Below are 22,463 nucleotides of genomic sequence, written 5' to 3'. Positions count from 1 at the left end.
TTTGCGCGCTGGAATTCGTGCGTTAGAGGTCTGCGATCAGGGCTTCGGCACAACGAATGCCGTCGGTGGCGGCGCTCATGATGCCGCCGGCATATCCAGCTCCCTCACCGCAAGGGTAGAGGCCCGGGGTCGACACGGCATGGCATGTTCGGTCTCGGGTGACGGTGACCGGTGAGCTCGAGCGAGTCTCCACGCCGGTAAGAACAGCGTCGGAGCGGTCGTAGCCTCGTAGCTTTTTTCCGAGTAGGGGAAGTCCTAGGCGGAGCGACTCGACGATATGCTGCGGCAGGGCTTCGTCAATTGCCGTCCAGGTCACACCGAGCGGATAGGTGGGCTTTACCTTTCCGGGTGCCTTGCTGGCACGTCCTGCGAGGAAATCTCCGACGAGCTGTGCCGGTGCGTTCCAGTTGGAACCGCCCAGGCGATAGGCGGCCGCCTCGCAGGCACGCTGGAGCTCGATGCCGGCGAGCGGGTCATCGTTGGGAAGGTCCTCGGGTGTGACGTTAACGAGCAGGGCGGCATTTGCGTTGCGTCCGTCGCGGGCATTGAGACTGGCGCCGTTGACGCACAGGTGGCCCTGCTCGGAAGAGGCGGCGACAACCTGCCCGCCGGGGCACATGCAAAACGAGAACACGCTGCGGCCGTTGGGAAGATGGGCGACGAGCTTGTAAGGGGCTGCTCCGAGGGCAGGATGTCCCGCCGAGGCTCCGTATTGGACTCGGTCGATGTCGCGCTGCGGATGCTCAATGCGAACGCCCATGGCAAAGGTCTTTTGTGCGAGGGCCACGTTGTGGTCCTTAAGGAGCTCAAAAATATCGCGAGCAGAATGCCCGCAGGCGAGGATGAGGCGCTTTGTCTCGATTGACTCGTAAGCGGTGTCTTGGGACGATTGGACATCAATACCGGTGATGGCGCCAGACACGTCGATGCGAATGTCGACGAGCTTCGTTCGATAACGGACGACACCTCCGAGCTGCTCGATGCGCTGGGATATAGCGGTGACAACCGTGGGAAGGATGTCGGAGCCAATGTGCGGCTTGGCATCCCACAGAATATCGCGGGGCGCACCCGCCTCGACGAAGGTTTCGAGGATAAGGCGATGGGCGGGATTTTTTGTTCCCGTATTGAGCTTGCCGTCCGAGAAGGTCCCCGCGCCGCCCAGGCCAAACTGGATATTGCTCTCGGGGTCGAGGATGCGCTCCTTTAGAAAGAGATCGATCGCCCGCGAGCGGCGAAATGCCGGGTCGCCGCGCTCAATGAGCAAGGGCTTAAGACCTGCTTCGGCGAGCGTAAGCGCAGCGAAAAGGCCGGCGCATCCGGCGCCGACAACGACAGGGCGTTCTTGAGGTGCGTCGGAGGCGGGGGAGGGGAATGAAGGCTCATCGTCTTCTATCGCGCGTACGCGCGAGCGGTCACGCTCGGCAACGCTGTCGACCGCTTCTCGCTCGAGGTGGGGACTAGTCAGCTCAACACGAAAGCTCAGGATAAAATGGACGTCTCGTTTTTTGCGAGCGTCGATTGACTTGCGGTGGAGCTCGATGGACTTGATTTCGGAGTCCTTGCAACGTAGGACGCGCTTGGCGACTCGCTTGCCAACAATGAGACAGGCATTTTCATCGCCGGCTTCATCGAGCGACGCGTTGACTTGGGTGATTTCAATCATCGAGGTCTCCTTAGAGGCAAGAAAGAGGCCGTCCGGTATCCCAGACGGCCCGAATGCGTTTTTGATTATAGACTGCGCGGCTACAGGCTGCTTGCAGCGCGAATGCCCGAGATCCAGGCCCACGCAAGGTTAAAGCCTCCGCAATCGGCGTCGATGTCGAGCGCTTCACCGCAGACGTAAAGCGGGGCGTCGACAACGCTGCGCGCGCGTAGGCTGGGTGTTGAGATACTCTCGACAGATATGCCACCACGCGTGACCTGCGCTGAGCGCTCCTCGGCTGTTCCCTCGACGAGCAACTTAAAGTGTTTGAGGATCGAGACCAGGTGGATGACATCGTTGGAGCCTGGATGGCACTGCTCGAACGCTGTGCAGACGACGCGGGAGAGTTGCGGGGCGAGCATGCCGTCGAGCCAACGGGGATCGCGGGGCGAAAAGCCGCCGAGCAGCTCAACGCGCCGGTTGAGCATATCGAGCAACTCGTCTTTGGAGAGGTCGGGGAAAACGTCGAGCAGGATCGTATCGCCGTGCTGGATACGACGAGAGAGGTTGAAGACAGCGACGCCCGAGATACCGAAGGTTCGAAACAGCACTTCACCGTCTTCGTGCCAGAGCTCATTATGATTGTGGGCGAGCGTCAAGCGGGCACGGACGCGCAGGCCATCCAACGTCTTGAGTGCCGCCCGATCGCCAACGACCGTTGCCGATACGGGGCAGAGGATGGGGCGCAGCGAAGTGAGGGGGAGGCGAAACGTATCGGCGATACCGGTGGGGTTGCCGCCCGTAGCGATAATTACGGCATGTGCCTGCAGGGCCTCGTTCTTGCGAGGGACATCGGCGAGCGCTTTCCGAAGCGAGCGGAGCTCCGATTTTCGGTCATCGTGCTTTTTTGCCTTGAGCGGCCGCGCTGGACGGTCTATTTGGAGTGCCCAGCCTTCGGAAGCTTTGTGCGCCGAGGCAACGTTGGCTCCGCAGATTAAGGTGATACCTAGGCGGTCGCAAACGCTGAGAAGCGCGTCGCGCACCGATTCGGCGCGAAGGGAGCGCGGGTACAGCCGGCCTTCCTCGGAGGTTGTCATGATACCCAGCGAGGAGAAGAACCCCATAAGCTCTTGTTCGGGCTGGGGGCCCATGACGGATTCGACGAATGCGGGGTGGTTATACCGCTGAGGATCAATCGATTCGTTGGAGAGGTTGCAGCGGCCGTTACCGGTCGCAAGGAGCTTGAGGCCGCAGGCGACATCGCGCTCAACGATGCAGACGCTTTTGCCAGCGCGTGCGGCCGTAATGGCGGCGGCGAGGCCTGAAGCCCCGCCGCCGATTACCAAGACGTCATAGAGGGCGCTCGTGTTCACTTAGGCCTCGTCGGTCTCGTGCGGGGTAATAGCCTCGACGGCAGAGACTGCCTTGGGCAACATGCCATCGGGCAGCGCGGTCTCGACCTCGCCCTTATCGCAGGCCTCGGCGAGTGCCGGATTAATGGGAAGCTGGCCCAAGATGTCGAGGTTATAGCGCTCTGCGACCTCGGGGAGCTTGCTCTTGCCAAAGACCTCGATCTTCTTGCCGCAGTCGGGGCACTCAATATAGCTCATGTTCTCGACAATGCCCAGAATGGGGACGTTCATCTTCTCGGCCATGTTGACCGCCTTGGCGACGATCATCGAGACCAGATCCTGCGGGCTCGTGACGATGACGATGCCGTCGACCGGCAGCGACTGGAAGACGGTGAGCGCGACGTCGCCTGTTCCCGGAGGCATGTCGACCAGTAGGTAGTCGATGGGGCCCCACGAGGTCTCGCTCCAGAACTGCCTAATGGCGCCTGCGATGACCGGACCGCGCCAAAGGACGGGGTCGGTCTCGTTTTGGAGCAGCAGGTTGGAGCTCATGACCTTGACGCCGTGCTCGGAGATTTCGGGCAGCATAAGGTTGCCAAGGGCATGGACGTGGCGTCCACTCATACCGAACATCTTGGGGATAGAGGGACCGGTGATGTCGGCATCGAGGACGCCGACCTTGTGGCCGTGACGGGCAAGCTCGGTGGCGATGGCACCGGTGACAAACGACTTGCCGACACCGCCCTTGCCGGAAAGCACGGCGATGACGCGCTTGACCTCGGACAGCGTGTTCTCCTCAAATTGCGACGGCGACGTTTGTCCGCCGGCGGCCTGTGCGTGTTCGCAACCCATGTATGACTCCTTTGTATATGCTGGGGCCGGGGCCCCGCGATGTGACACGAGCGTCATTGTACCCTCGTTTGCGAGCGGGAGTCATTTGCGATGCGTTTGGGCCGAGCGTGCTTGCAATACGATGGGCTCAAGCGAATGGGCGTGCTTACTGAACTTTGCTGGCGAACTCGAAGTATTGCATGCGCTGCAGCTTGTCGATCGTCGAGGCGTAGGGGCTGTCTTCCGATTCCAAGTCGTAGCGCAGCCCGTCGGCACCGAGATAGCCGGCGACATTGATGGTGGGCACATCTGACCTTGTCGCAAGCAGGGCCTTTTGGTAATTGGTGAGCGGGGCGCCGATCTTATTAAGGGTAATGGCTGCAATCTCGTTTGCCCCGACGGTGTCGTAGACGTTGAGCTCGGTATTGCCGGCGATCTCATAGTTAGCCCAGACGAGATATGTCGACTGATAGATACGGAAAGCGTGGCTTGCCGTATCTTCCTGAGGGTACAGCTCGTCGTTGAGAGTCGTTGCGGCGCTCGGCTGATGGTCGCCAAAAAAGACAAGAACAACCGGTCTGCCGATATTGCGGAGTTCGTTGATAAAGTACTCGAGGTCCCGGTCGGATGCGTTGATGCAGGTGAGATAGGTGTTGAGCGCGCTGTTGGCACCCTCACTGGCTCCCTCGACCCAATAGTTTGTCAGCTCTTCGGCGGGAACGGTGCCATAGTCGTAGCCGCCGTGATTTTGCATCGTGACGTCAAAGATGAACTGCGGGGCTTCGTCGGTTCTAAGCAGGTCGAGTATCTTGTCGTAGGTGGCGTAGTCGCATACGCCGGCATGGTAATAGGGCGCACCTTCGAAATCGCCGATTGAAAGAAAGTCTCCAAAGCCCAGCTGCTGATAGATTTTATCTCGATGGTAGTTGACGGGGTTTTGCGGGTGCATAGCGGTAGCGGTATACCCAAGCTCTTTAAGGTCCTTTGCCAGGCTGTTGACGCCATTCATCTGATACAGCTGATAGGGGATTTTGCCTAATCCGACAAAGGCCGTTGTCGCTCCGGTCAAAAATTCGAATTCGGAGTTCGCCGTTCCGCCACCGGCGACCGAAGCGAGCATGGTGCCGCGAACAAGTGTGTCGGGAAGCGAGTTGTAGAATGCGGGGCCGGTGTACCCGGCCGTCTGGAGCTGCTCAAAGCACGAAAGGTCGCTAAAACTCTCGTTCATGACGGCAACAATCGTCGGCTTGATTTCATTGAACTGGGCAACGGCCGCCGCGCGCTGTTCGCTCGAGCCATATGTGCTGTCGTAGACGGTGGCGAGCTCCTGCTCGATGCTCTGCGCCTCATCGGGCGTATAGTCTTCGGGCTTCTCAATGGGCAACTCGTTGACCATTTCGGTGAACGAAGTGATAAAACCCTGAGACGCATACGTGGTGATGGGCTGCCAACGGTCAAATCCAAAATCCAGCGCCTGCTCCAAGTCGATGTTGGAAAAGCCTGAGAGCCCCACAACGGTCACTAGCAGAAAAGCACAGAGGTTAGCGGCGATAGCGGGGAAGACATGGGTGGGCGTACGGAGCTTTCGCGGTCGGATGAGCGAAAGAAGCCCCAGGGAAATCTCCAGCAGGGCGAGAGAGGTTACGATTCCGGCGGTAAAGGTAAACTCGTATCCCTCGCTCACTTCCATTGCGGTGCCAAGGGCCAAGATATCGCTTGGCAGGATGGCTTCGCCTTTAAACGTTATGACGAAGTGCTCGGCAATGCCAAGGATGCAACAGACGACGGGCACGAGGGCCATGACGCCTCCATGACGCTGTCCCAGCAAATAAAGGGAGAGCAGAACCGTCGCGAGCAGCCCGACGGAAAACCCGAATGAGTTGGCGGGAATGCGATAGAACGTTTCGTTGCAGGCAATTTCGAGTGAAACGAACGAGAGCGCTGAAACAGCGGCGATGACAAGGATGTCACGGCAAATACAGGCAACCGTTCCCGTCGTAAGGTCGGTTTGGTCGATAAGTCCCGAAACCAAGGGCTCGACAAGAAGCATGACGGCGGCAGCACCGAGCGCCGAATAAGAAAGGACCCATAGGGAGCTGCCCTCATTTACGAGCAATTGATTCGTAACCCATGCAGCTACCACGCCGAGCGGGATGAGGAGCGTCGCGCACCAAAAGACGCGGGCAATGGGTGGCTTTTCGTTGCGTTTGATTGAAAAATACACGCGCACCACGACGATGGCCACGATAAGGACGGCGATGAATATGGGCAGATTGGCCATGTCGCTCGAAGTGATTTCAAGGGGGATATCTTCGGTCATGGACGTTCCTCTGGTACAGCAAATTAAGTTCAGTATTAGATTACTGTAACCTTTCCACGGCATTTCGAGAAACAAAGCGCCCGATACGCAAAGCTAAAGGTCTGCGAATCTTGTATTACGAACATCTGTGCGCGTCGAGTGCGCTAAACTCATCGGCAGTATGATTCGATGCAATAGGAGGCAAGGAGCTTCCATGTCTGATTCTTCTATCGTTATTCGCGGCGCTCGTGAGCACAACCTCCGTGATATCGATGTTTCCATTCCGCGTGACCAACTCGTGGTCATTACCGGTCTTTCTGGCTCGGGCAAGAGTTCGCTGGCATTCGACACTATCTATGCCGAGGGCCAGCGTCGATACGTCGAGAGCCTTTCGAGTTATGCGCGCCAGTTCTTGGGCCAGATGGACAAACCCGACTTGGATTCAATCGACGGCCTTTCGCCGGCTGTCTCAATTGATCAAAAGACGACATCCAAGAACCCGCGCTCGACGGTTGGCACCGTAACCGAGATTTATGACTATCTGCGCCTGCTGTTCGCCCGTGTGGGCACCCCGCACTGTCCCGAATGCGGCCGTGTCATTGAGCGTCAGACGACCGATCAGGTTGCCGACAAGGTCTTGGCGGCGGGGGAGGGCCGCCGCGCGTTTGTGCTGGCACCGGTGGTACGCGGGCGAAAAGGCGAGTACACCAAACTGTTTGAGGACCTTCGCGCCGAGGGCTTTAGCCGCGTGCGTGTCGACGGTGAAGTGCGCTCGCTCGACGATCCGATCGATCTGGACAAGAAGTTCAAGCACGATATCGAGGTCGTGGTCGATCGCATCGTGATTCGCGAGAACTCGCTGGGCCGTATCGCCGAGTCCGTTGAACAGGCGACTGCGCTGGCGCACGGCAATGTGAACGTATACTTGCTGCCCGACCGCGACGCTCCCGAGGGGACCGAGGGCGAGCTGCTGGAGTATTCGTTGGCCTTGGCGTGCCCGGAGCATGGACACTCCATTGACGATCTTCAGCCGCGTGATTTTTCGTTTAACGCTCCCTATGGCGCATGTCCTGAGTGCGACGGCCTGGGCTTTAAGAAAACCGTTGATGCCGAGGCGCTGATTGAGGATCCCTCGAAGTCCATTGCCGACGGAGTCTTTGGTAGCCTGTTTGGCAATTCGAACTACTATCCGCAGATTTTTGCTGCGGTCTGCAAACACTTTAAGGTGAGCGCTGATACGCCGTGGGAGGACTTGCCCCCTCGCGTGCGTCGTGCATTCTTGGATGGCCTGGGCGATACGAAGATCTCGGTCGACTACCAAAAGCTCGACGGACGTCGCAGCCAGTGGGATACCAAGTTTTCGGGCGTTCGCAACATCCTGTACGAACGCTATACCGAGACGACGAACGAGAACACCAAGGCGCGCCTGGAGAAGTACATTCGCGAGGAGCCGTGCTCGACCTGCCACGGCGCTCGTTTGCGCTCCGAGATGCTCGCCGTCACCGTGGGCGGCAAGTCCATTTACGAGGTTTGTTGCCTGTCGTGCCGTGAATCGCTCGAGTTTTTTGAGGGCCTGGAACTCACCGAGCGCCAACAGTTTATCGGCGGTCGTATCGTCAAGGAAATTCTGGAGCGCTTGCGTTTTCTGGTCGATGTTGGACTCGACTATCTGACGCTCGATCGTGCCTCGGCGACGCTTTCCGGTGGCGAGGCACAGCGTATTCGACTGGCAACGCAGATCGGCGCGGGTCTCATGGGCGTGCTCTATATTCTGGACGAGCCCTCGATCGGTCTTCATCAGCGTGACAACGAGCGCCTGATCAAGACGCTCGAGCGCCTGCGCGATATCGGCAATACCGTTATCGTCGTCGAACACGACGAGGATACAATCCGTGCCGCCGACTACGTGATCGACATGGGGCCCGGCGCCGGTGTCAACGGCGGGCACGTAGTCGCGGCGGGAACGCCTGCTGATATCATGGCGTGTCCTGAGTCGATGACGGGCGCTTATCTGACCGGCAAACGAATGATTCGGGTGCCTGATGAACGGCGCAAGCCCGGTCGCGGCTGCCTTAAAATTACGGGCGCTCGAGCCAACAACCTCAAAAATGTCACTGCCAAGATCGAGTTTGGTACGCTTACGGTTGTTACCGGCGTGTCGGGATCGGGCAAGAGCTCCCTGGTTACCGACACTATTGCGCCTGCCCTTACGAATGCCATTCACCGTTCGACGCGCCCTGTGGGTCCGTATAAGAAAATCGAGGGCATCGAGTGTATCGATAAGGTTATCGATATCGACCAGTCGCCGATTGGCCGCACGCCGCGTTCCAACCCTGCTACCTATATCGGCCTGTGGGATGATCTTCGCGCGCTGTTTGCGAGTACGCCGGAGTCGAAGGCGCGCGGCTACTCGCCGGGTCGTTTCTCCTTTAATGTGAGTGGCGGGCGCTGTGAGGCGTGCAAGGGCGACGGACAGATCAAGATCGAGATGCACTTCCTTCCCGATATCTACGTTCCCTGCGAAGTTTGCGGCGGTAAACGCTACAACCGCGAGACACTCGAGGTCACCTACCGTGGCAAGACCATCTCGGACGTGCTCGACATGAGCGTCACCGAGGCGCTGGCCTTCTTTGGGAATATCCCGCAGATTAAGCGCAAGCTCCAGACGCTGTACGATGTAGGCTTGGGCTACGTGAGCCTGGGCCAGCCCGCCACGACGCTCTCGGGCGGCGAGGCACAGCGTGTGAAGCTCGCCAAGGAGCTTCATCGACGCCAGACGGGCAAGACGTTCTATATTTTGGACGAGCCGACGACCGGCCTTCATTTTGAGGACGTCCGCCAGCTGCTCGATGTGCTGCAGCGCTTGGTCGATGCGGGCAACACAGTGCTGGTGATTGAGCACAACCTTGATGTCATCAAGGTTGCCGACCGCCTGATCGATATGGGTCCCGAAGGCGGTAACGGCGGCGGAACCGTCGTGGTTTCGGGCACACCGGAGCAGGTTGCGGACTGTCCGCAGAGTTATACGGGCAAGTTTTTGGCGCCGTTGCTCAGGCGTGACCGGGAGCGTCAGGCTCAACTTGATGCTCAATAAATAGACGATTCAGTTTATGGGCGCCATCGACTCCTTGTGATTCGATGGCGCTTGCTGTGCCGAAGTGACGTATGCAGCCGAATTGGACATATACTTAATCCTTACGTCCGAATGCGAGGGAAAGGATATGTCATGGCAAAGGCTGTAAAGACGCCAAAAACCAATGCGATGCGCGAGCTGGAAAGCGCCGGCATTTCCTATGTTCTACATACGTACGAAGACGATGGTGATGAGTCGGTGGGCCTGGGGGTCGCGATTTCGGAGCAGCTTGGCGAGGAGCCCGGTCAAGGATTTAAGACTTTGGTCTGCGTGACACCGTCCAACGACTATGTCGTGTGCTGCATTCCTGTTGCCGACGAGCTCGATCTAAAGTCCGCCGCGCGTGCCGCGGGGGAGAAGTCCTTGGCCATGATGCATGTGAAGGATTTGCTTGCGGCGACTGGCTACGTTCGCGGCGGCTGCAGCCCGGTCGGTATGAAAAAACGCTACCGGACGCTCATTGATGAGACGTGTGTCCTTTGGGATACCATTTTTATTTCGGGAGGCAAGCGTGGTTATCAGCTCGAGCTTGCACCCGATGATTTAATTGCATTTTGCGGGGCGACGTTTGCCGCGATTACGAGAGAGGACTGAGCGATGCCGCAGGAAGAATTGAAGCGCGGAGCTCATTTTGCAGAAGAATCTGCGCCTCAGACACCCTCATCCGAAGCTTCTTCGTCGCGAGATGACACTGACGACATGGGCTCGTCGGACTACTCCACGGTTGGTCGTTCCGCCGGGCTTATGACCATCCTGACCATCGTGTCTCGCGTCACCGGTTTTATCCGCACGTGGGCAATGGCGGCCGCTATCGGCATGTCGCTGCTCTCGTCTTCCTATCAGGTCGCCAACAACCTGCCCAATATGCTCTACGAACTCGTGATGGGCGGCATGCTCGTGACGGCGTTTTTGCCCGTGTACATGGGCGTGAGGCGTGAGCAGGGTCGCGAGGCCTCGAACGAGTACGTGGGCAACCTGCTCGGTATTCTGCTATTGGTGCTGGGTGGCATTTCGTTGCTGGGGACCGTGTTCGCCCCGGGCTTTATCTGGACGCAATCGTTCCTTTCGGGTGACGGCGGCAGCATGGATACCGCTGCGTTCATGTTCCGTTTCTTTGCCATCCAGATTCTGTTTTATGGTTTGGGCTCGGTGTTTTCGGGCGTCCTCAACGCACACCGCGACTACTTCTGGTCGACGTTTGCCCCGGTCCTCAACAATGTGATCGTCATTGCGAGCTTTATGGGCTTTGCGCCCGTGTCCGCACAGTTTGGCGAACGTGCCGGCATCATCTTGATTGCGGCCGGTACGACCCTCGGTGTCTTTGTTCAGATGGCATGTCAGATCCCCGCGCTTGGCAAGCACGGCGTGCATCCCCATATCCATATCGACTTTAAGGACCCCGCACTGCGCCAGACGATTGCGCTCGGTATCCCGACGCTGCTCGCCACGGTGTGCATGTTTGTCTCGACTTCTATCACCAACGCTGCTGCGCTGGTGGTCCAGCCCGAGACTGGTCCTTCCGTCATCGCCTATGCGCGCCTGTGGTACACGCTGCCCTACGCGCTGATTGCCGCCTCGCTTTCGACGGCGCTCTATACCGAGCTCTCTCACGACGCACAGGAGAAGGATTACGACAGCGTCCGCACGGGCATTTCGCGTGGCGTCGCCCAGATGCTGTTCTTCCTGATTCCATTCGCGCTGTACCTGATTGTCTTCGCGCGTCCGCTCAACATGATCTACTGCGCTGGCAAGTTCGATGAGTCCGGTGTGGCGCTGGTGTCGGAGTTCCTTATCTACCTGGCACTTTCCCTGCCGCTCTACGGCGTGGTCGTGCTGATGCAGAAGAGCTTCTCTGCCTTGCTCGACATGAAGCCCTATAGCCGCTATTGTCTGTATTCCGCCATCGGCCAGGCCGGCTCGGTTCTGCTGTTTGGCGTTGTGCTGGGCTTCGGTATGCCGGCAATCGCGCTTTCGTATGTCGTCGACTACGTGATCTTGGTCGGTTGCTCGCTGTGGTGGCTGCGTCGTCGCCTGCGTGGTCTTCAGGTTAAATCTATCCTGCATGGCGGTTTCTTCGGCCTTTTGCTCGGTGGCCTGGGTGCTGCCGCAGGCGCCGGCGTCATGCGGGCGCTTGAGCACTTTGTCGGGGCACTTGGCGGCTCGATTCTGATTACTCTTGGCTACGTTTGCGTTGCGGGTGTCGTCTCGCTTGCTGTTACCTTTGGCCTTGCCGTCGTCCTTAAGATGCCCGAGGTCTCGGCGCTGATTCGTCGCAAGTAGGTGCGCGTGGCCGGTCACGACAACATTCCAACGCTTGCCGAGCAGGTTTCGCGCGTTCCCACGCAGCCCGGCTGCTACCTTTGGAAAGACGCCAAGGGCGATGTCATCTACGTGGGCAAGGCGAAAAACCTGCGCGCCCGTATGCGTCAGTACGTGACGCTGCAGGACGAGCGCCAGAAGATCCCGCTGATGATGCAGCTGGTGGCGAGCTTCGACTATATCGTGGTGGAGACCGAGCACGAGGCGTTGGTGCTCGAGCGCAATTTGATTGGTCAGTACCATCCGTACTTTAACGTCGACCTCAAGGATGACAAAAGCTACCCCTTTATCGCCATTACAAAGGGCGACCTGTATCCCGCTATCAAATACACGCGTGAGCGTCATAAGCCGGGAACGCGCTATTTTGGACCTTATACCGATAGCCGCGCGGCACGTGAGACGATAGATACGCTGCGCAAGGTTATCCCCATCTGCTCCGCATCCTGTGCGGAGTGGCGTCGTTGTCGCCGTATCGTCGAGTCCCACAAGGGCGAGGAAGACATCGTCAATATGATTTGCGCGCAAAACGGGCGCCCCTGCTTTGACTACCATGTCGGGCGCGGCCCGGGTGCGTGTGTCGGCGCGATTTCCCCGGCAGACTATGCCAAGAACGTCAAACGTGTCGAACGTTTTTTGTCTGGCCATCGCAAGGACGTCGTCGACGAGCTGACATCCGAGATGACGGAGGCCGCCGAGGTGCTCGATTTTGAGCGCGCCGCCCGCGTCAAACGTCGTTTGGAGGTCATCAGGGGTCTGGACGACCGTCAGCAAGTCGTTTTTCCCTCCAGTGTCGATATCGATGTCATCGGTTTCTATCGCGAGGAGACCATCTCCGCCGCTTGCGTCTTCGTCGTTCGCGAGGGCCGAACAGTTCGCACCTGCGAGTTCATTCTCGACAAGGGTCTTGATGTTGACGAGGAAGAGCTCCAGTCGGGCTTTCTTAAGCGCTATTACGACGAGACGGCTGATATTCCAGCTGAGGTCAACCTTTCCGTCGAGCTTGAGGATGCGGAGGCGCTGGGGGAGTGGCTTGCGGGCAAGCGTGAGCGTTCCTGCCATCTCCATAGGCCGCAGCGTGGCGAAAAGCACCGTCTACTCGATATGGCATCCAAAAATGCGCGCCATGCCCTCATGCGCTACATGATGCGAACGGGGTACGCTGACGACCGCACCAATCAAGCGCTCCTGGAGCTCGAAAGTGCGTTGGCGCTGCCATCGCCGCCGTTGCGTATCGAGTGCTTCGATATCTCTACACTGCATGGCACCTTTACGGTCGCCTCGATGGTGGTGTTTACCAACGGGCGCGCCGACAAGAGCCAGTATCGTCGTTTTAAAATCCAGGCCGAATTGGACGAGGCAAACGACTTCGTGTCGATGTCCGAGGTTTTGGGACGACGCTATGCTCCCGAGCGCATGGCCGACGAGCGCTTTGGCTCGCGCCCCGATTTGCTCGTTGTCGATGGCGGTAAGCCGCAATTGACCGCTGCGATCAAGCAACTTGAGGCTCTTGGGCTCGATATACCAGTTTGTGGCTTGGCAAAGGCCGATGAGGAGGTTTTCGTGCCTTGGGACGAGACTCCAGTCGTGCTGCCGACCGGGTCCGCGTCGCTCTATCTAATTAAACAGGTGCGCGATGAATCGCACCGTTTTGCTATCACGTTCCATCGCGAATTGCGCGATAAAGCCATGACGGTATCGGTACTCGATGACGTTCCAGGCGTGGGGCCCACCAGAAAACGTGCCCTTATGCGCCATTTTGGCTCGATGAAGCGTTTGCGCGCGGCGAGCGAGCAAGAGATCGCGGAAGTTCGAGGCGTTCCTGCCGATGTCGCCAAAGCGGTTCACGAGGCGCTCGTTGCATGGAATGCCGAGCGCGCCGAGGCGGCGGCAAAGCAATCCGAAAACTAAACATGCCTCTAAACAACTGATATACATGATTGCGTGATTTTCAATCATGTATTTCACGGCGATTACCAGCCGATTTCGGGTTTTATTAACGCTAAAACGTTTGACTAGCCATGGTGAACAACCCTGCTATCCTGCGGGTTGACGAAGACTGATATCTCACCTCGCCGATACATACTGTCTGGCGAATCGTTTGTCAACGAATTCGGTGAACGGTAGTAAATACCGTTCAAGCGTATGTATGTATCGGTCGCCGAGCGCGGCACCTCAGTTGGGTTCGTCGGTAGGTAAGGTATATATCGTCCGCAAGTTGCGCGGGGGCAAGTCTAGGTGCTCCCGAGTAAGATTCTCTATTGATAGGAGAAGACATGGCCATCATCAACAAGGGTATGTCCAGGCGTTCGTTCCTCGGCCTCACCGGCAGCGTCGCTGCTGTCGCAGGGCTTGGTCTCACCGGCTGCGGTGGCAGCTCTAGCGACGAGGGTTCCGCTTCCGGTTCCACCGATTCCGCCAACCGTGGCGGCGGCGTGATCACCGCTGGTTCCGCTTACGCTCCGTCCAGCTTCGATCCCGCCAGCACCGGCTCCGCTGTGGGCCTGGGTGCTAACTGGCACGTCGTCGAGGGCCTCTACGGCATCGATTACCACGACTACAGCACCTTCAACGAGCTCGCCACCGACGATCCTAAGTCCGTGGACGACACCACTTTCGAGGTCACCATCCGCAAGGGCGCCAAGTTCTCCGATGGCACCGAGGTCACCGCTGACGATGTCGTTGCCTCCTACACCGCTTGCGCCGCTTCCGCTACCTATGCTCCGTTCTTCCAGCCCTTCGAGTCCATCGAGGCCAAGGACGCCAGCACCGTGACGGTCAAGACCAAGGTCCCCAACTTCTCCCTGCTCAAGGATCGTCTGGCCATCGTCCGCGTTACCCCGGCCACTCAGACCGAGGAGGATCGCGCCAAGCAGCCGATCGGCTCCGGCCCCTGGATGTACGACTCTATCTCCGATACCGAGATTACCCTGGTTCCCAATCCTGAGTACAACGGTGAGTATGCTGCCGAGGATAAGAAGATCCAGTACAGCATCCTGACCGACCCCACCGCTCGCGTTACCGCTCAGCAGGAGGGCTCCACGCTCGTTATGGAGCTCGTTACCGCTGACGCCGTCGACCAGCTTGAGAGCGCCGGCTGCAAGATCGATAACGTTCAGGGTTTCGGCACCCGCTTCATCATGTTCAACGTCGCCAAGGAGCCTTGGAACAACGTCAAGGTCCGTCAGGCTGTCATGTATGCGCTCGACACCGAGAAGATGGTCAGCAACACCTTCGCCGGCCTTGCCACCGCTGCCAGCTGCTACCTGCCCAAGAGCTTCACCAACTATCATGAGGCTTCCACGGTGTACAAGACCGACGCCAAGAAGGCTAAGAAGCTCATCGAGGAGTCTGGCATCACCCCGGGTGCCATCACCCTGCGCACCACCGACAACGAGCAGATTAAGGGCATGGCCGCCCAGGTCAAGAACGACCTCGACGCTCTCGGCTTCGATGTGACCATCCAGACCGATACCTCGCCGGCCACCTACGCTGCCATCGACGGCGGCGAGGCCTACGATATCCTCCTTGCCCCTGGCGATCCTTCCTGCTTCGGCGCCGACCCCGACCTGCTGCTCAACTGGTGGTACGGCGACAACGTCTGGATGCAGACCCGTTGCCCGTGGAAGGAGTCCACTGAGTGGCAGAAGCTCCACAGTCTCATGGACGAGGCTCTTGCCGCCGAGGGCGACGAGCAGCAGAAGAAGTGGAACGAGTGCTTCGACATCATTGCCGACAACGCCGTTCTGTACCCCGTTGTCCACGTCAAGACCGTCTCCGCTTCCTGGGACGATCCGTCCACTGCGCCCAACGGCGAGGCCCTCGATGGCTTCAAGGGCATCGGCACGACGAGCATGTCCTTCAGGGGCGTTGCGACCGTCAAGGCGTAAGACTCGCTTGAGTCTGTATGCAGGATGTCGGTCATTGGGGCCGTATCCTCATAGTTGAAACAAAGACCCGGGCGGCAACGATGTCGCTCGGGTCTTGTAATGAGTACCCGTACTCATATACCAGTTGGTCCTACCGACAAAAGAAAGGGGAGAGAACGTGAACAACTTGCTACGTTTGATTGGAAGGCGTCTTGTGGCGCTGCCGATCATGGCATTGGGCGTCACCGTCCTGGTGTTCTTCCTTATGTCGTTCTCCAAGACCGACCCCGCCTACACGGCGTTGGGTGACGGTGCCTCGCCCGAGGCGGTTGCCGAGTACCATGAGAAGTATGGTCTGGACGACCCCTGGCCCGTGCGCTACGTGCGCTATATGGGCGATTTGATCCATGGCGACATGGGCACCTATGGTGCTGCTCGCAACTCCGTTGCCAAGCGCATCTCCACGGCCCTGCCCGTCACGATGCAGCTGACCTTTATCGGTCTTGCCATCGGTGCGGTCGTTTCGTTTTTGCTCGGCGTCATCGCGGCACTGTATCGCGACAAATGGCCGGACCAAGTGATCCGCGTCTTTTCCATCGCCGGCTTGGCAACCCCGTCGTTCTGGCTTGCCGTTCTGTTGATCCTGCTGTTCTCTTCCTACCTTAAGGTGCTCCCGGCATCGGGTGCTCTGCCTCACTTCACCACGAATCCGGTTGGCTATCTGGGACGTATGATCATGCCCGCTATCGCCTTGGCATTTCCGCTGACGGGCCAGATGACTCGTATCGTGCGTACCGCCATGGTCGAGGAGCTCGACAAGGATTATGTCCGTATGGCTCGCGGCGCCGGCGTTCCCGAGAAGGTCGTCGTCGGCATCAACGTTCTTCGCAATGCGCTGATCACCCCGGTCACCACCCTCGGTCTTAAGATCGGTTACCTCATGGGCGGCGCCGTCGTCATCGAGGTTATCTTCAACCTCCCCGGCATGGGCACTGCGATTCTGCAGGGCGTTCAGGGCAACGAGGCGAACCTGGTTCAGGGCGTCGTTATCGTCGTTGCTCTTGCCTTCATCATCATCAACATCGTGGTTGACATGCTCTACCTGCTCATCAACCCGCGCATCAGGACGGTGTAGATTATGGTAAAGATTCGAGAGAAGCAAACCGAGCAGCTCGAGAAGGCTGCCTCCAAGGGGCTCAAGCTCGGTGGCTGGAAGAAGATGACGTTGTCTTCTAAGATTGCCGCCGTCGTGCTGGTGCTGGTCGCCCTGACTGCGATTCTGGCGCCCCTTCTTGCCCCCTATAGCCCGGTCGAGATCTTTACGGCTCGCCAGGCTCCCGGCAACGGATTTATCTTCGGTACCGACGATAAGGGTCGCGACATTCTGTCGCGTATGCTCTACGGTGGTCGTTACTCGCTGATTATCGGCTTTGGCGCCACCGCCATGGCTCTGGTCTGCGGCTCGGTCGTGGGCGCCCTTGCAGCGGTTTCGCGCAAGGCCGTCTCCGAGACGATCATGCGTATCCTGGACATCATCATGTCCATCCCGGGCATCGCCCTCGCGGCCGTCTTTGTCTCCATCCTGGGCAACTCCGTGCCGTCGATCATCTTCGCCATCGGCTTTATGTACACTCCGCAGATTGCCCGTATCGTGCGCGCCAACATCGTGTCCGAGTACGGCGAGGACTATGTTCGCGCGGTCATCGTTTCCGGCGCCAAGGCTCCGTGGATTTTGATCAAGCATGTTCTGCGTAACTGCATCGCCCCGATCATGGTCTTCACCGTTACCCTGGTCGCCGACGCCATCATCTTCGAGGCCTCGCTGACCTTCATCGGCGCTGGTATCCAGGAGCCCACCGCTACCTGGGGCAACATCCTCGCCGACGCCCGCGGCGGCGTGCTCGCCGGCCGTTGGTGGCAGGCACTGTTCCCGGGCCTGGCCATCATGATCACCTGCCTGGCGCTCAACATCCTCTCCGAGGGCATTACCGACGCCATGGCCGCTGCTCCCTCCGCCGCCCTGGATCCCACCGATTCCTCCAAGCGTCGCGAGGCCGACCTGCTGGTCTCCGACCCCGTTCGAGCCTACAAGGAGCAGGCCCAGTCCCTCTCCGCTCGCCTTGGCGCCCTGCGCGATGTCGAGCTCAAGCGTGACGATCGCCATGTGCCCGACGAGTCTGTCGAACCGATTCTCTCGGTCCGTGACTTCTGCATCCAGTTTGAGCATCACGGTGATATCAACGTCGTCGACCATGTCAACTTTGACGTCCGTCCTGGTCAGACCATGGGCCTGGTGGGCGAGTCCGGTTGCGGTAAGTCCATCACCACGCTGGCCATCATGGGCCTGACCGATGAGGACGAGCACCTTTCCGGCGAGGTCCTCTGGGAGGGCCGTGACCTGCTCAAGATGAGCAAGAAGGAGTGGTTCGGCCTGCGCGGTACCGATATCGCTATGGTCTATCAGGACGCCCTGTCCTCGCTCAACCCCTCCATGCTCATCTCTGCCCAGATGAAGCAGCTCACCAAGCGCGGCGGAACCCGCAGCGCCGAGGAGCTCCTGGAGCTCGTCGGCCTCGATCCCAAGCGCACGCTCGAGAGCTATCCGCACGAGCTTTCCGGCGGCCAGCGTCAGCGTGTCCTGATCGCTATGGCCCTTACCCGCGACCCCAAGCTGGTCATCTGCGACGAACCCACGACCGCTCTGGACGTTACCGTCCAGAAGCAGGTCATCAAGCTGCTCAACGATCTTCAGGCCAAGCTCGGCTTTGCCATGATCTTCGTTTCGCACGACCTGGCGCTGGTCGCCGAGGTCGCCCACAACATCACGGTTATGTACGCTGGCCAGGTTATCGAGCAGGCACCCACCAAGGAGCTGCTCACTAACCCGATCCACGAGTACACCCGCGGTCTTCTGGGTTCCGTTCTGTCCATCGAGAGCGGTTCGGGCCGCCTGCACCAGGTGCCCGGCGCCGTTCCGAGTCCGCGCGATTTCCCCAAGGGCGATCGCTTCGCGCCCCGCTCGAGCCATCCGCGTATTGGCCTGGACACCCGTCCGGTCTTCAAGCGCGTGCCCGGCACCGAGCACTTCTATTCCGAGCTCCCCGACGAGGTGCTCAAGGCAAATGGTTTGACCCCTCACGCGGAGGTGATGTAGATGAGCGAGACCGCAGTCAACGGCGTCGAGCCGATCATCTTCCTTGATGACGTCCACGTCACCTTTAGGACCCGTACCGGCTCGATTCTGCACCCCAACCTGGTTCACGCCGTCCAGGGTGTAACGATTAAGCTCATGCCCGGTCAGACGATCGGCATCGTCGGCGAGTCCGGTTGCGGTAAGTCCACCACCGCCAACGTCATGTGCGGCCTGCAGGCCCCCACGAGCGGCAAGGTCTACTTTAAGGGCAAGGACGTTACCAAACGTACCGCCGAGGACCGTCGCCACATGGGTCGCGTCATCTCGGTCGTGTTTCAAAACCCGGCCACGGCGCTCAACCCCCGCATGGTCGTTCGCGAGCAACTGCTCGACCCCATGCGCGTCCACAACCTGGGTACCGAGGCCGAGCAGGAGAAGCGCGTCAAAGAGCTCCTGGAGCTCACCGGTCTGCCCAGCTCCGCCGCCGAGGTTCTTCCCGGTCAGCTTTCGGGCGGCCAGCGCCAGCGCGTCGCAATTGCCCGTGCCCTGTCGCTGAACCCCGATGCCATCATCGCCGACGAGCCCACCTCGGCTCTGGACGTTTCGGTCCGCGCGCAGATTCTGAACCTGCTGACCGACCTTAAGAAGGAGCTCGGCCTGGCCATGGTGTTCATCAGCCATGACATCCAGACGGTCCGCTATATCTCTGACGACATCATCGTTATGAATGGCGGCAAGATCGTCGAGCAGGGCGAGGCCAAGCAGGTCTTCCAGCATCCCCAGGACCCCTACACCAAGATGCTGCTCGGCGCTGCGCCGTCGCTGCTGCACCCCAAGCTCGGCGAATAGCCTCGCTTTCCCTCCCGTGCGCCCGGTTCCCTTGCCGGGCGCACCTCCGTTGCGATTTCGAAAGGTTGGGTTCACGAGCCATGCCAAGTGCTCAGGAGCTACAACATCAATTTGGTGAATATCGAGGCGCCATGCCCCGTCCATCAGATTTCGATCTCTTTTGGAAGGATCGCATGGCCGAGGCCGACGCCGTCGGGCTTGACTATGCGATCGACACGGCATCGGTCACCGATGCCGCGACCTGCCAACTTTTCGACCTCTGGTATACCGGCATGTGTGGCGCTCGCCTGCATGCCAAGTACCTTAAACCCGTCTCGGACGAGCCCGTGCCATTGGTGCTTCAGTTCCATGGGTATCCGGGTGCAAGCCGCAGCTGGTTTGAGCAGGCGTCGTTTGCGGGCATGGGCATGGCACTCATCGCCCTCGACTGCCCCGGCCAAGGAGGTCCCTCCGAGGACATTGGTGGATTTGAGGGCACAACGGTTGCCGGGCATATCGTCGCCGGCATCGACGGCGACCCGGCCAACCTCTACTATGTCCGCTTGCACCAAGATATTCGCATCCTGTGCCGTATTGTTCGCGAGCTCGAGGGCATCGATCTTTCTCGTGTGTTTGTGAACGGCGCGTCGCAGGGTGGTGGTTTGGGCATTGCGACCTGTGCGCTTAACAGCGAGCTTATCAATCGTGCCGCCATCCTCTATCCCTTCCTGTCAGATTTCCGCCTAGTCTGGGATTTGGATGCAGACGACATTGCCTACGAGGGCCTGCGCTATTGGTCTCGCTGGTTTGACGAGGACTCGACTCGTATTGACGAAGCCTATGCCAAGCTGGCGTACTTCGATTCCAAGAACTTTGCCCCTATGGTCAAATGCCCCGTGCTGTTTGGCACCGGCACAGCCGATATCGTCTGCCCGCCAGCGACGCAGTTTGCGGTCTATAACAACCTGACCTGCGAAAAGCGTCATGAGTTCTTTGAAGGCTTTGGCCACGAGGAGATTCAGGATTTTGACGATCTGATTATTCCGTTTTTCTGCAAGGGAGGGGAGGCTCATGTCTAAGTGCGAGAGCAATGTTAATGAGCTGATTGTCCCCGGGCTCGTGGGAATTCCTGGAACGGTTTCGTCAAGGCTCGCAGAATATCGGGACTGGCGCGGTGATGTCCAAGCAGATGTTTCTGATTTAGAGACATGCGCTTCGAATCTTGAGATTCAAGGCCTGGCCATTACGGCGATTGACTTTGTTAACCCCTGCGCCCGTTACTCGGAGGTCTCCTTTGAGCTCGGTGACGATGCGATTCACGCTCGTTTGATCGAGCCTGTCGGTCGTGCCCGAGTGTCTGAGCGCGTGCCGCTGTGCCTGATGTTCCACGATATCGATCGGCCTGTGCGCGGCTGGCATCACATGACGAGATTTGCCGCCATGGGGTATGCCGTCCTCGCGCTGGATGACGATGTTGCTGGTGCGGACGACCTGCAGCGGGGGATTTCTTCGCCCGCTTTTGTCGAGCGCGTCCGTTGGGGTTGCGCGCTGGCGAAGGTGGCGCGCAATCTTGATGGCATGGACCCCGACCGCATCTTTGCATGGGGCGAGGGTCTAGGCGGCGGAGTCGCGCTGGCGGTTTCTGCTCTGGACGAGCGGGGTCTCGCCTGCACGGCGGTTGCCAATCCGCTTCCTGACGGCCTCGAGGCGCTGTCGTCTCGGGTGCGCGGATCGGTGCTCATGGGCACATCGCTCATGGATACCGTGAGCGATCCCAAGGATCAGTTTGCCGTATTCAACGGTCTTGAGTGTGACCGGAGACATATCATCTATGCCAAATACGCTCACGAGCGCATCAATGCGTTCGAAAACGAAGTCGTCGACTTTTTTAACCAAACGTTCTACTCGTGTTCTTTGGCCTAGACGGCCTGGACACTGCCAACAAGAGTGGGCGGCATAGGGCTGCCCGCCAGACAGCTAAGGAGATTCTTGTGGCAACTCAGAAATTCACCGGCGTTATCCCTCCCGTCGTTGTTCCCGATACCGAAGACCACCAGCTCGACGTTGCCTCCTTTGAGCGCAGCATCAACCGCATGATCGATGCCGGCGTCGATGGCCTGTTCTTCTTGGGCTCTTCGGGCGAGGTCGTCTTCTCCACTGACGAGCGTCGTCGTCAGATCATCGCCGAGGCCGTCCGTATCGTCGACCACCGCGTTCCCGTTCTGGTCGGCATCATCGATACCGAGACCGAGCGCATGATCGAGCACGGCAAGGTCGCTCAGGAGCTGGGCGCCGATGCGCTTGTCGCCACCTGCCCGTTCTATGCCCTGCAGGGCATGACCGAGGTCGAGGAGCATTTCCGCATCCTGCACGAGGAGCTCGACCTGCCCATCTTCGCCTACGACATCCCCGTGTGCGTCCACACCAAGCTCCCCTGGAAGCTCCTTGCCAAGCTCGGCGCCGAGGGCGTCCTGGCCGGCGTCAAGGATTCCTCGGGCGATGACATCTCGTTCCGCTATCTCGTTCAGGAGAACGAGAAGAACGGCCACCCGATGAGCATCCTCACCGGTCACGAGGTTGTTGTCGACGGCGCCTACCTCGGTGGCGCCGACGGTTCCGTCCCGGGTCTCGCCAACGTTGAGCCCGAGGGCTACGTGCGTCAGTGGAAGGCCGCTCAGGCCGGCGACTGGGCTACCGTCAAGGCCGAGCAGGATCGCCTCAATGAGATTTCGCACATCTGGGATGTCACCTCGGGCGTTCAGGGCTATGCCGGCGGCGTTGGTGCCTTCAAGACCGCTATGAATCTCATGGGCATCTTCGACAGCCCGACCATGCCGCGCCCGGTGAAGGCCATGACCGGCGAGAACGTCGAGGCGATTAAGAAGGTCCTCCAGGACAACGGTCTCCTGTAAAGCTTCCCCAGGCACCCGATCTTGGGGCTCAAGTGGTCGGGCGTGACCCATTAGGTCAACGCCCGACCACTTTCACCCCAACCTCGGGCACCTGGAAAACCTTTACCGCGCTGTGGCGGCTAGCCTGACGGCGCATTTCCTGTAGTTG

General features: G+C 59.2%; 15 protein-coding genes. 11 read left to right on the top strand and 4 right to left on the bottom strand.

The genetic code is table 11. From position 1 onward, the window contains the following. Window positions 1-22 precede the first annotated feature (22 nt). From OIL77_01630 to OIL77_01615, 4 genes are all read right to left on the bottom strand, one after another. The gene (locus OIL77_01630; GenBank protein HJI44124.1) at window positions 23-1,663 is read right to left on the bottom strand and encodes an FAD-binding protein; all 1,641 of its coding nucleotides are present in this window, start codon (window positions 1,661-1,663) and stop codon (window positions 23-25) included. 80 nt (window positions 1,664-1,743) lie between these two features. Continuing rightward, complete coding sequence (locus OIL77_01625; GenBank protein HJI44123.1) at window positions 1,744-3,015, bottom strand: NAD(P)/FAD-dependent oxidoreductase; 1,272 nt, start codon at window positions 3,013-3,015, stop codon at window positions 1,744-1,746. Continuing rightward, on the bottom strand, window positions 3,016-3,846 hold the full coding sequence (locus OIL77_01620; GenBank protein ID HJI44122.1) for an Mrp/NBP35 family ATP-binding protein: 831 nt from the start codon (window positions 3,844-3,846) through the stop codon (window positions 3,016-3,018). A gap of 145 nt (window positions 3,847-3,991) precedes the next feature. Then, window positions 3,992-6,145: an LTA synthase family protein gene (locus OIL77_01615; GenBank protein ID HJI44121.1), complete on the bottom strand. Its 2,154-nt coding sequence runs from the start codon at window positions 6,143-6,145 to the stop codon at window positions 3,992-3,994. A gap of 193 nt (window positions 6,146-6,338) precedes the next feature. Between OIL77_01615 and uvrA the strand changes: the two genes are divergently transcribed. The 11 genes from uvrA (at window position 6,339) to OIL77_01560 (ending at window position 22,315) form a co-directional block, all read left to right on the top strand. Further along, entirely contained in the window at window positions 6,339-9,218 is a 2,880-nt protein-coding gene (gene uvrA, locus OIL77_01610; GenBank protein ID HJI44120.1) for an excinuclease ABC subunit UvrA, read from the top strand. 132 nt (window positions 9,219-9,350) lie between these two features. After that, a complete protein-coding gene (gene ybaK, locus OIL77_01605) occupies window positions 9,351-9,851 on the top strand; it encodes a Cys-tRNA(Pro) deacylase (GenBank protein HJI44119.1) in 501 nt (166 codons plus the stop codon). Window positions 9,852-9,956: 105 nt separating this feature from the next. Continuing rightward, window positions 9,957-11,537, top strand: a complete 1,581-nt coding sequence (gene murJ, locus OIL77_01600) for a murein biosynthesis integral membrane protein MurJ (GenBank protein HJI44118.1) — start codon at window positions 9,957-9,959, stop codon at window positions 11,535-11,537. Next, on the top strand, window positions 11,538-13,484 hold the full coding sequence (gene uvrC / locus OIL77_01595) for an excinuclease ABC subunit UvrC (protein ID HJI44117.1): 1,947 nt from the start codon (window positions 11,538-11,540) through the stop codon (window positions 13,482-13,484). It abuts the gene before it with no gap. A 365-nt stretch (window positions 13,485-13,849) separates the two neighbouring features. Next, window positions 13,850-15,463 carry an ABC transporter substrate-binding protein gene (locus OIL77_01590; GenBank protein HJI44116.1) on the top strand — a complete coding sequence of 538 codons (1,614 nt, stop codon included), beginning with the start codon at window positions 13,850-13,852 and terminating at the stop codon, window positions 15,461-15,463. Window positions 15,464-15,620: 157 nt separating this feature from the next. Next, complete coding sequence (locus tag OIL77_01585) at window positions 15,621-16,577, top strand: ABC transporter permease (protein ID HJI44115.1); 957 nt, start codon at window positions 15,621-15,623, stop codon at window positions 16,575-16,577. 3 nt (window positions 16,578-16,580) lie between these two features. Next, window positions 16,581-18,596 (top strand): dipeptide/oligopeptide/nickel ABC transporter permease/ATP-binding protein, encoded by a 2,016-nt coding sequence (locus OIL77_01580; protein ID HJI44114.1) that lies wholly within the window; start codon window positions 16,581-16,583, stop codon window positions 18,594-18,596. After that, a complete protein-coding gene (locus tag OIL77_01575; GenBank protein HJI44113.1) occupies window positions 18,597-19,424 on the top strand; it encodes an ATP-binding cassette domain-containing protein in 828 nt (275 codons plus the stop codon). It abuts the gene before it with no gap. Between the two features lie 80 nt (window positions 19,425-19,504). Continuing rightward, the gene (locus tag OIL77_01570; protein HJI44112.1) at window positions 19,505-20,482 is read left to right on the top strand and encodes an acetylxylan esterase; all 978 of its coding nucleotides are present in this window, start codon (window positions 19,505-19,507) and stop codon (window positions 20,480-20,482) included. Further along, on the top strand, window positions 20,475-21,326 hold the full coding sequence (locus OIL77_01565) for an acetylxylan esterase (protein ID HJI44111.1): 852 nt from the start codon (window positions 20,475-20,477) through the stop codon (window positions 21,324-21,326). Before OIL77_01570 ends, OIL77_01565 begins: the two co-directional genes overlap by 8 nt. 68 nt (window positions 21,327-21,394) lie before the next feature. Next, window positions 21,395-22,315 carry a dihydrodipicolinate synthase family protein gene (locus OIL77_01560; protein ID HJI44110.1) on the top strand — a complete coding sequence of 307 codons (921 nt, stop codon included), beginning with the start codon at window positions 21,395-21,397 and terminating at the stop codon, window positions 22,313-22,315. Window positions 22,316-22,463: the final 148 nt, after the last annotated feature.

The sequence above is a fragment of the Coriobacteriaceae bacterium genome, assembly GCA_025993015.1.
Classification (GTDB): Bacteria; Actinomycetota; Coriobacteriia; order Coriobacteriales; family Coriobacteriaceae; genus Collinsella.
Note: the sequence above shows the minus strand (reverse complement) of the source record. Positions and strands in the feature narration are given on the sequence as shown.

Bases quoted from the DNA above. Each gene is read 5' to 3' on its own strand.
- ybaK (HJI44119.1), top strand. From the start codon at position 9,351: ATGGCAAAGGCTGTAAAGACGCCAAAAACCAATGCGATGCGCGAGCTG.
- uvrA (HJI44120.1), top strand. From the start codon at position 6,339: ATGTCTGATTCTTCTATCGTTATTCGCGGCGCTCGTGAGCACAACCTC.
- OIL77_01615 (HJI44121.1), bottom strand. From the start codon at position 6,145: ATGACCGAAGATATCCCCCTTGAAATCACTTCGAGCGACATGGCCAAT.
- OIL77_01565 (HJI44111.1), top strand. From the start codon at position 20,475: ATGTCTAAGTGCGAGAGCAATGTTAATGAGCTGATTGTCCCCGGGCTC.
- OIL77_01630 (HJI44124.1), bottom strand. From the start codon at position 1,663: ATGATTGAAATCACCCAAGTCAACGCGTCGCTCGATGAAGCCGGCGAT.
- OIL77_01580 (HJI44114.1), top strand. From the start codon at position 16,581: ATGGTAAAGATTCGAGAGAAGCAAACCGAGCAGCTCGAGAAGGCTGCC.
- OIL77_01570 (HJI44112.1), top strand. From the start codon at position 19,505: ATGCCAAGTGCTCAGGAGCTACAACATCAATTTGGTGAATATCGAGGC.
- murJ (HJI44118.1), top strand. From the start codon at position 9,957: ATGGGCTCGTCGGACTACTCCACGGTTGGTCGTTCCGCCGGGCTTATG.
- OIL77_01620 (HJI44122.1), bottom strand. From the start codon at position 3,846: ATGGGTTGCGAACACGCACAGGCCGCCGGCGGACAAACGTCGCCGTCG.
- OIL77_01575 (HJI44113.1), top strand. From the start codon at position 18,597: ATGAGCGAGACCGCAGTCAACGGCGTCGAGCCGATCATCTTCCTTGAT.
- OIL77_01590 (HJI44116.1), top strand. From the start codon at position 13,850: ATGGCCATCATCAACAAGGGTATGTCCAGGCGTTCGTTCCTCGGCCTC.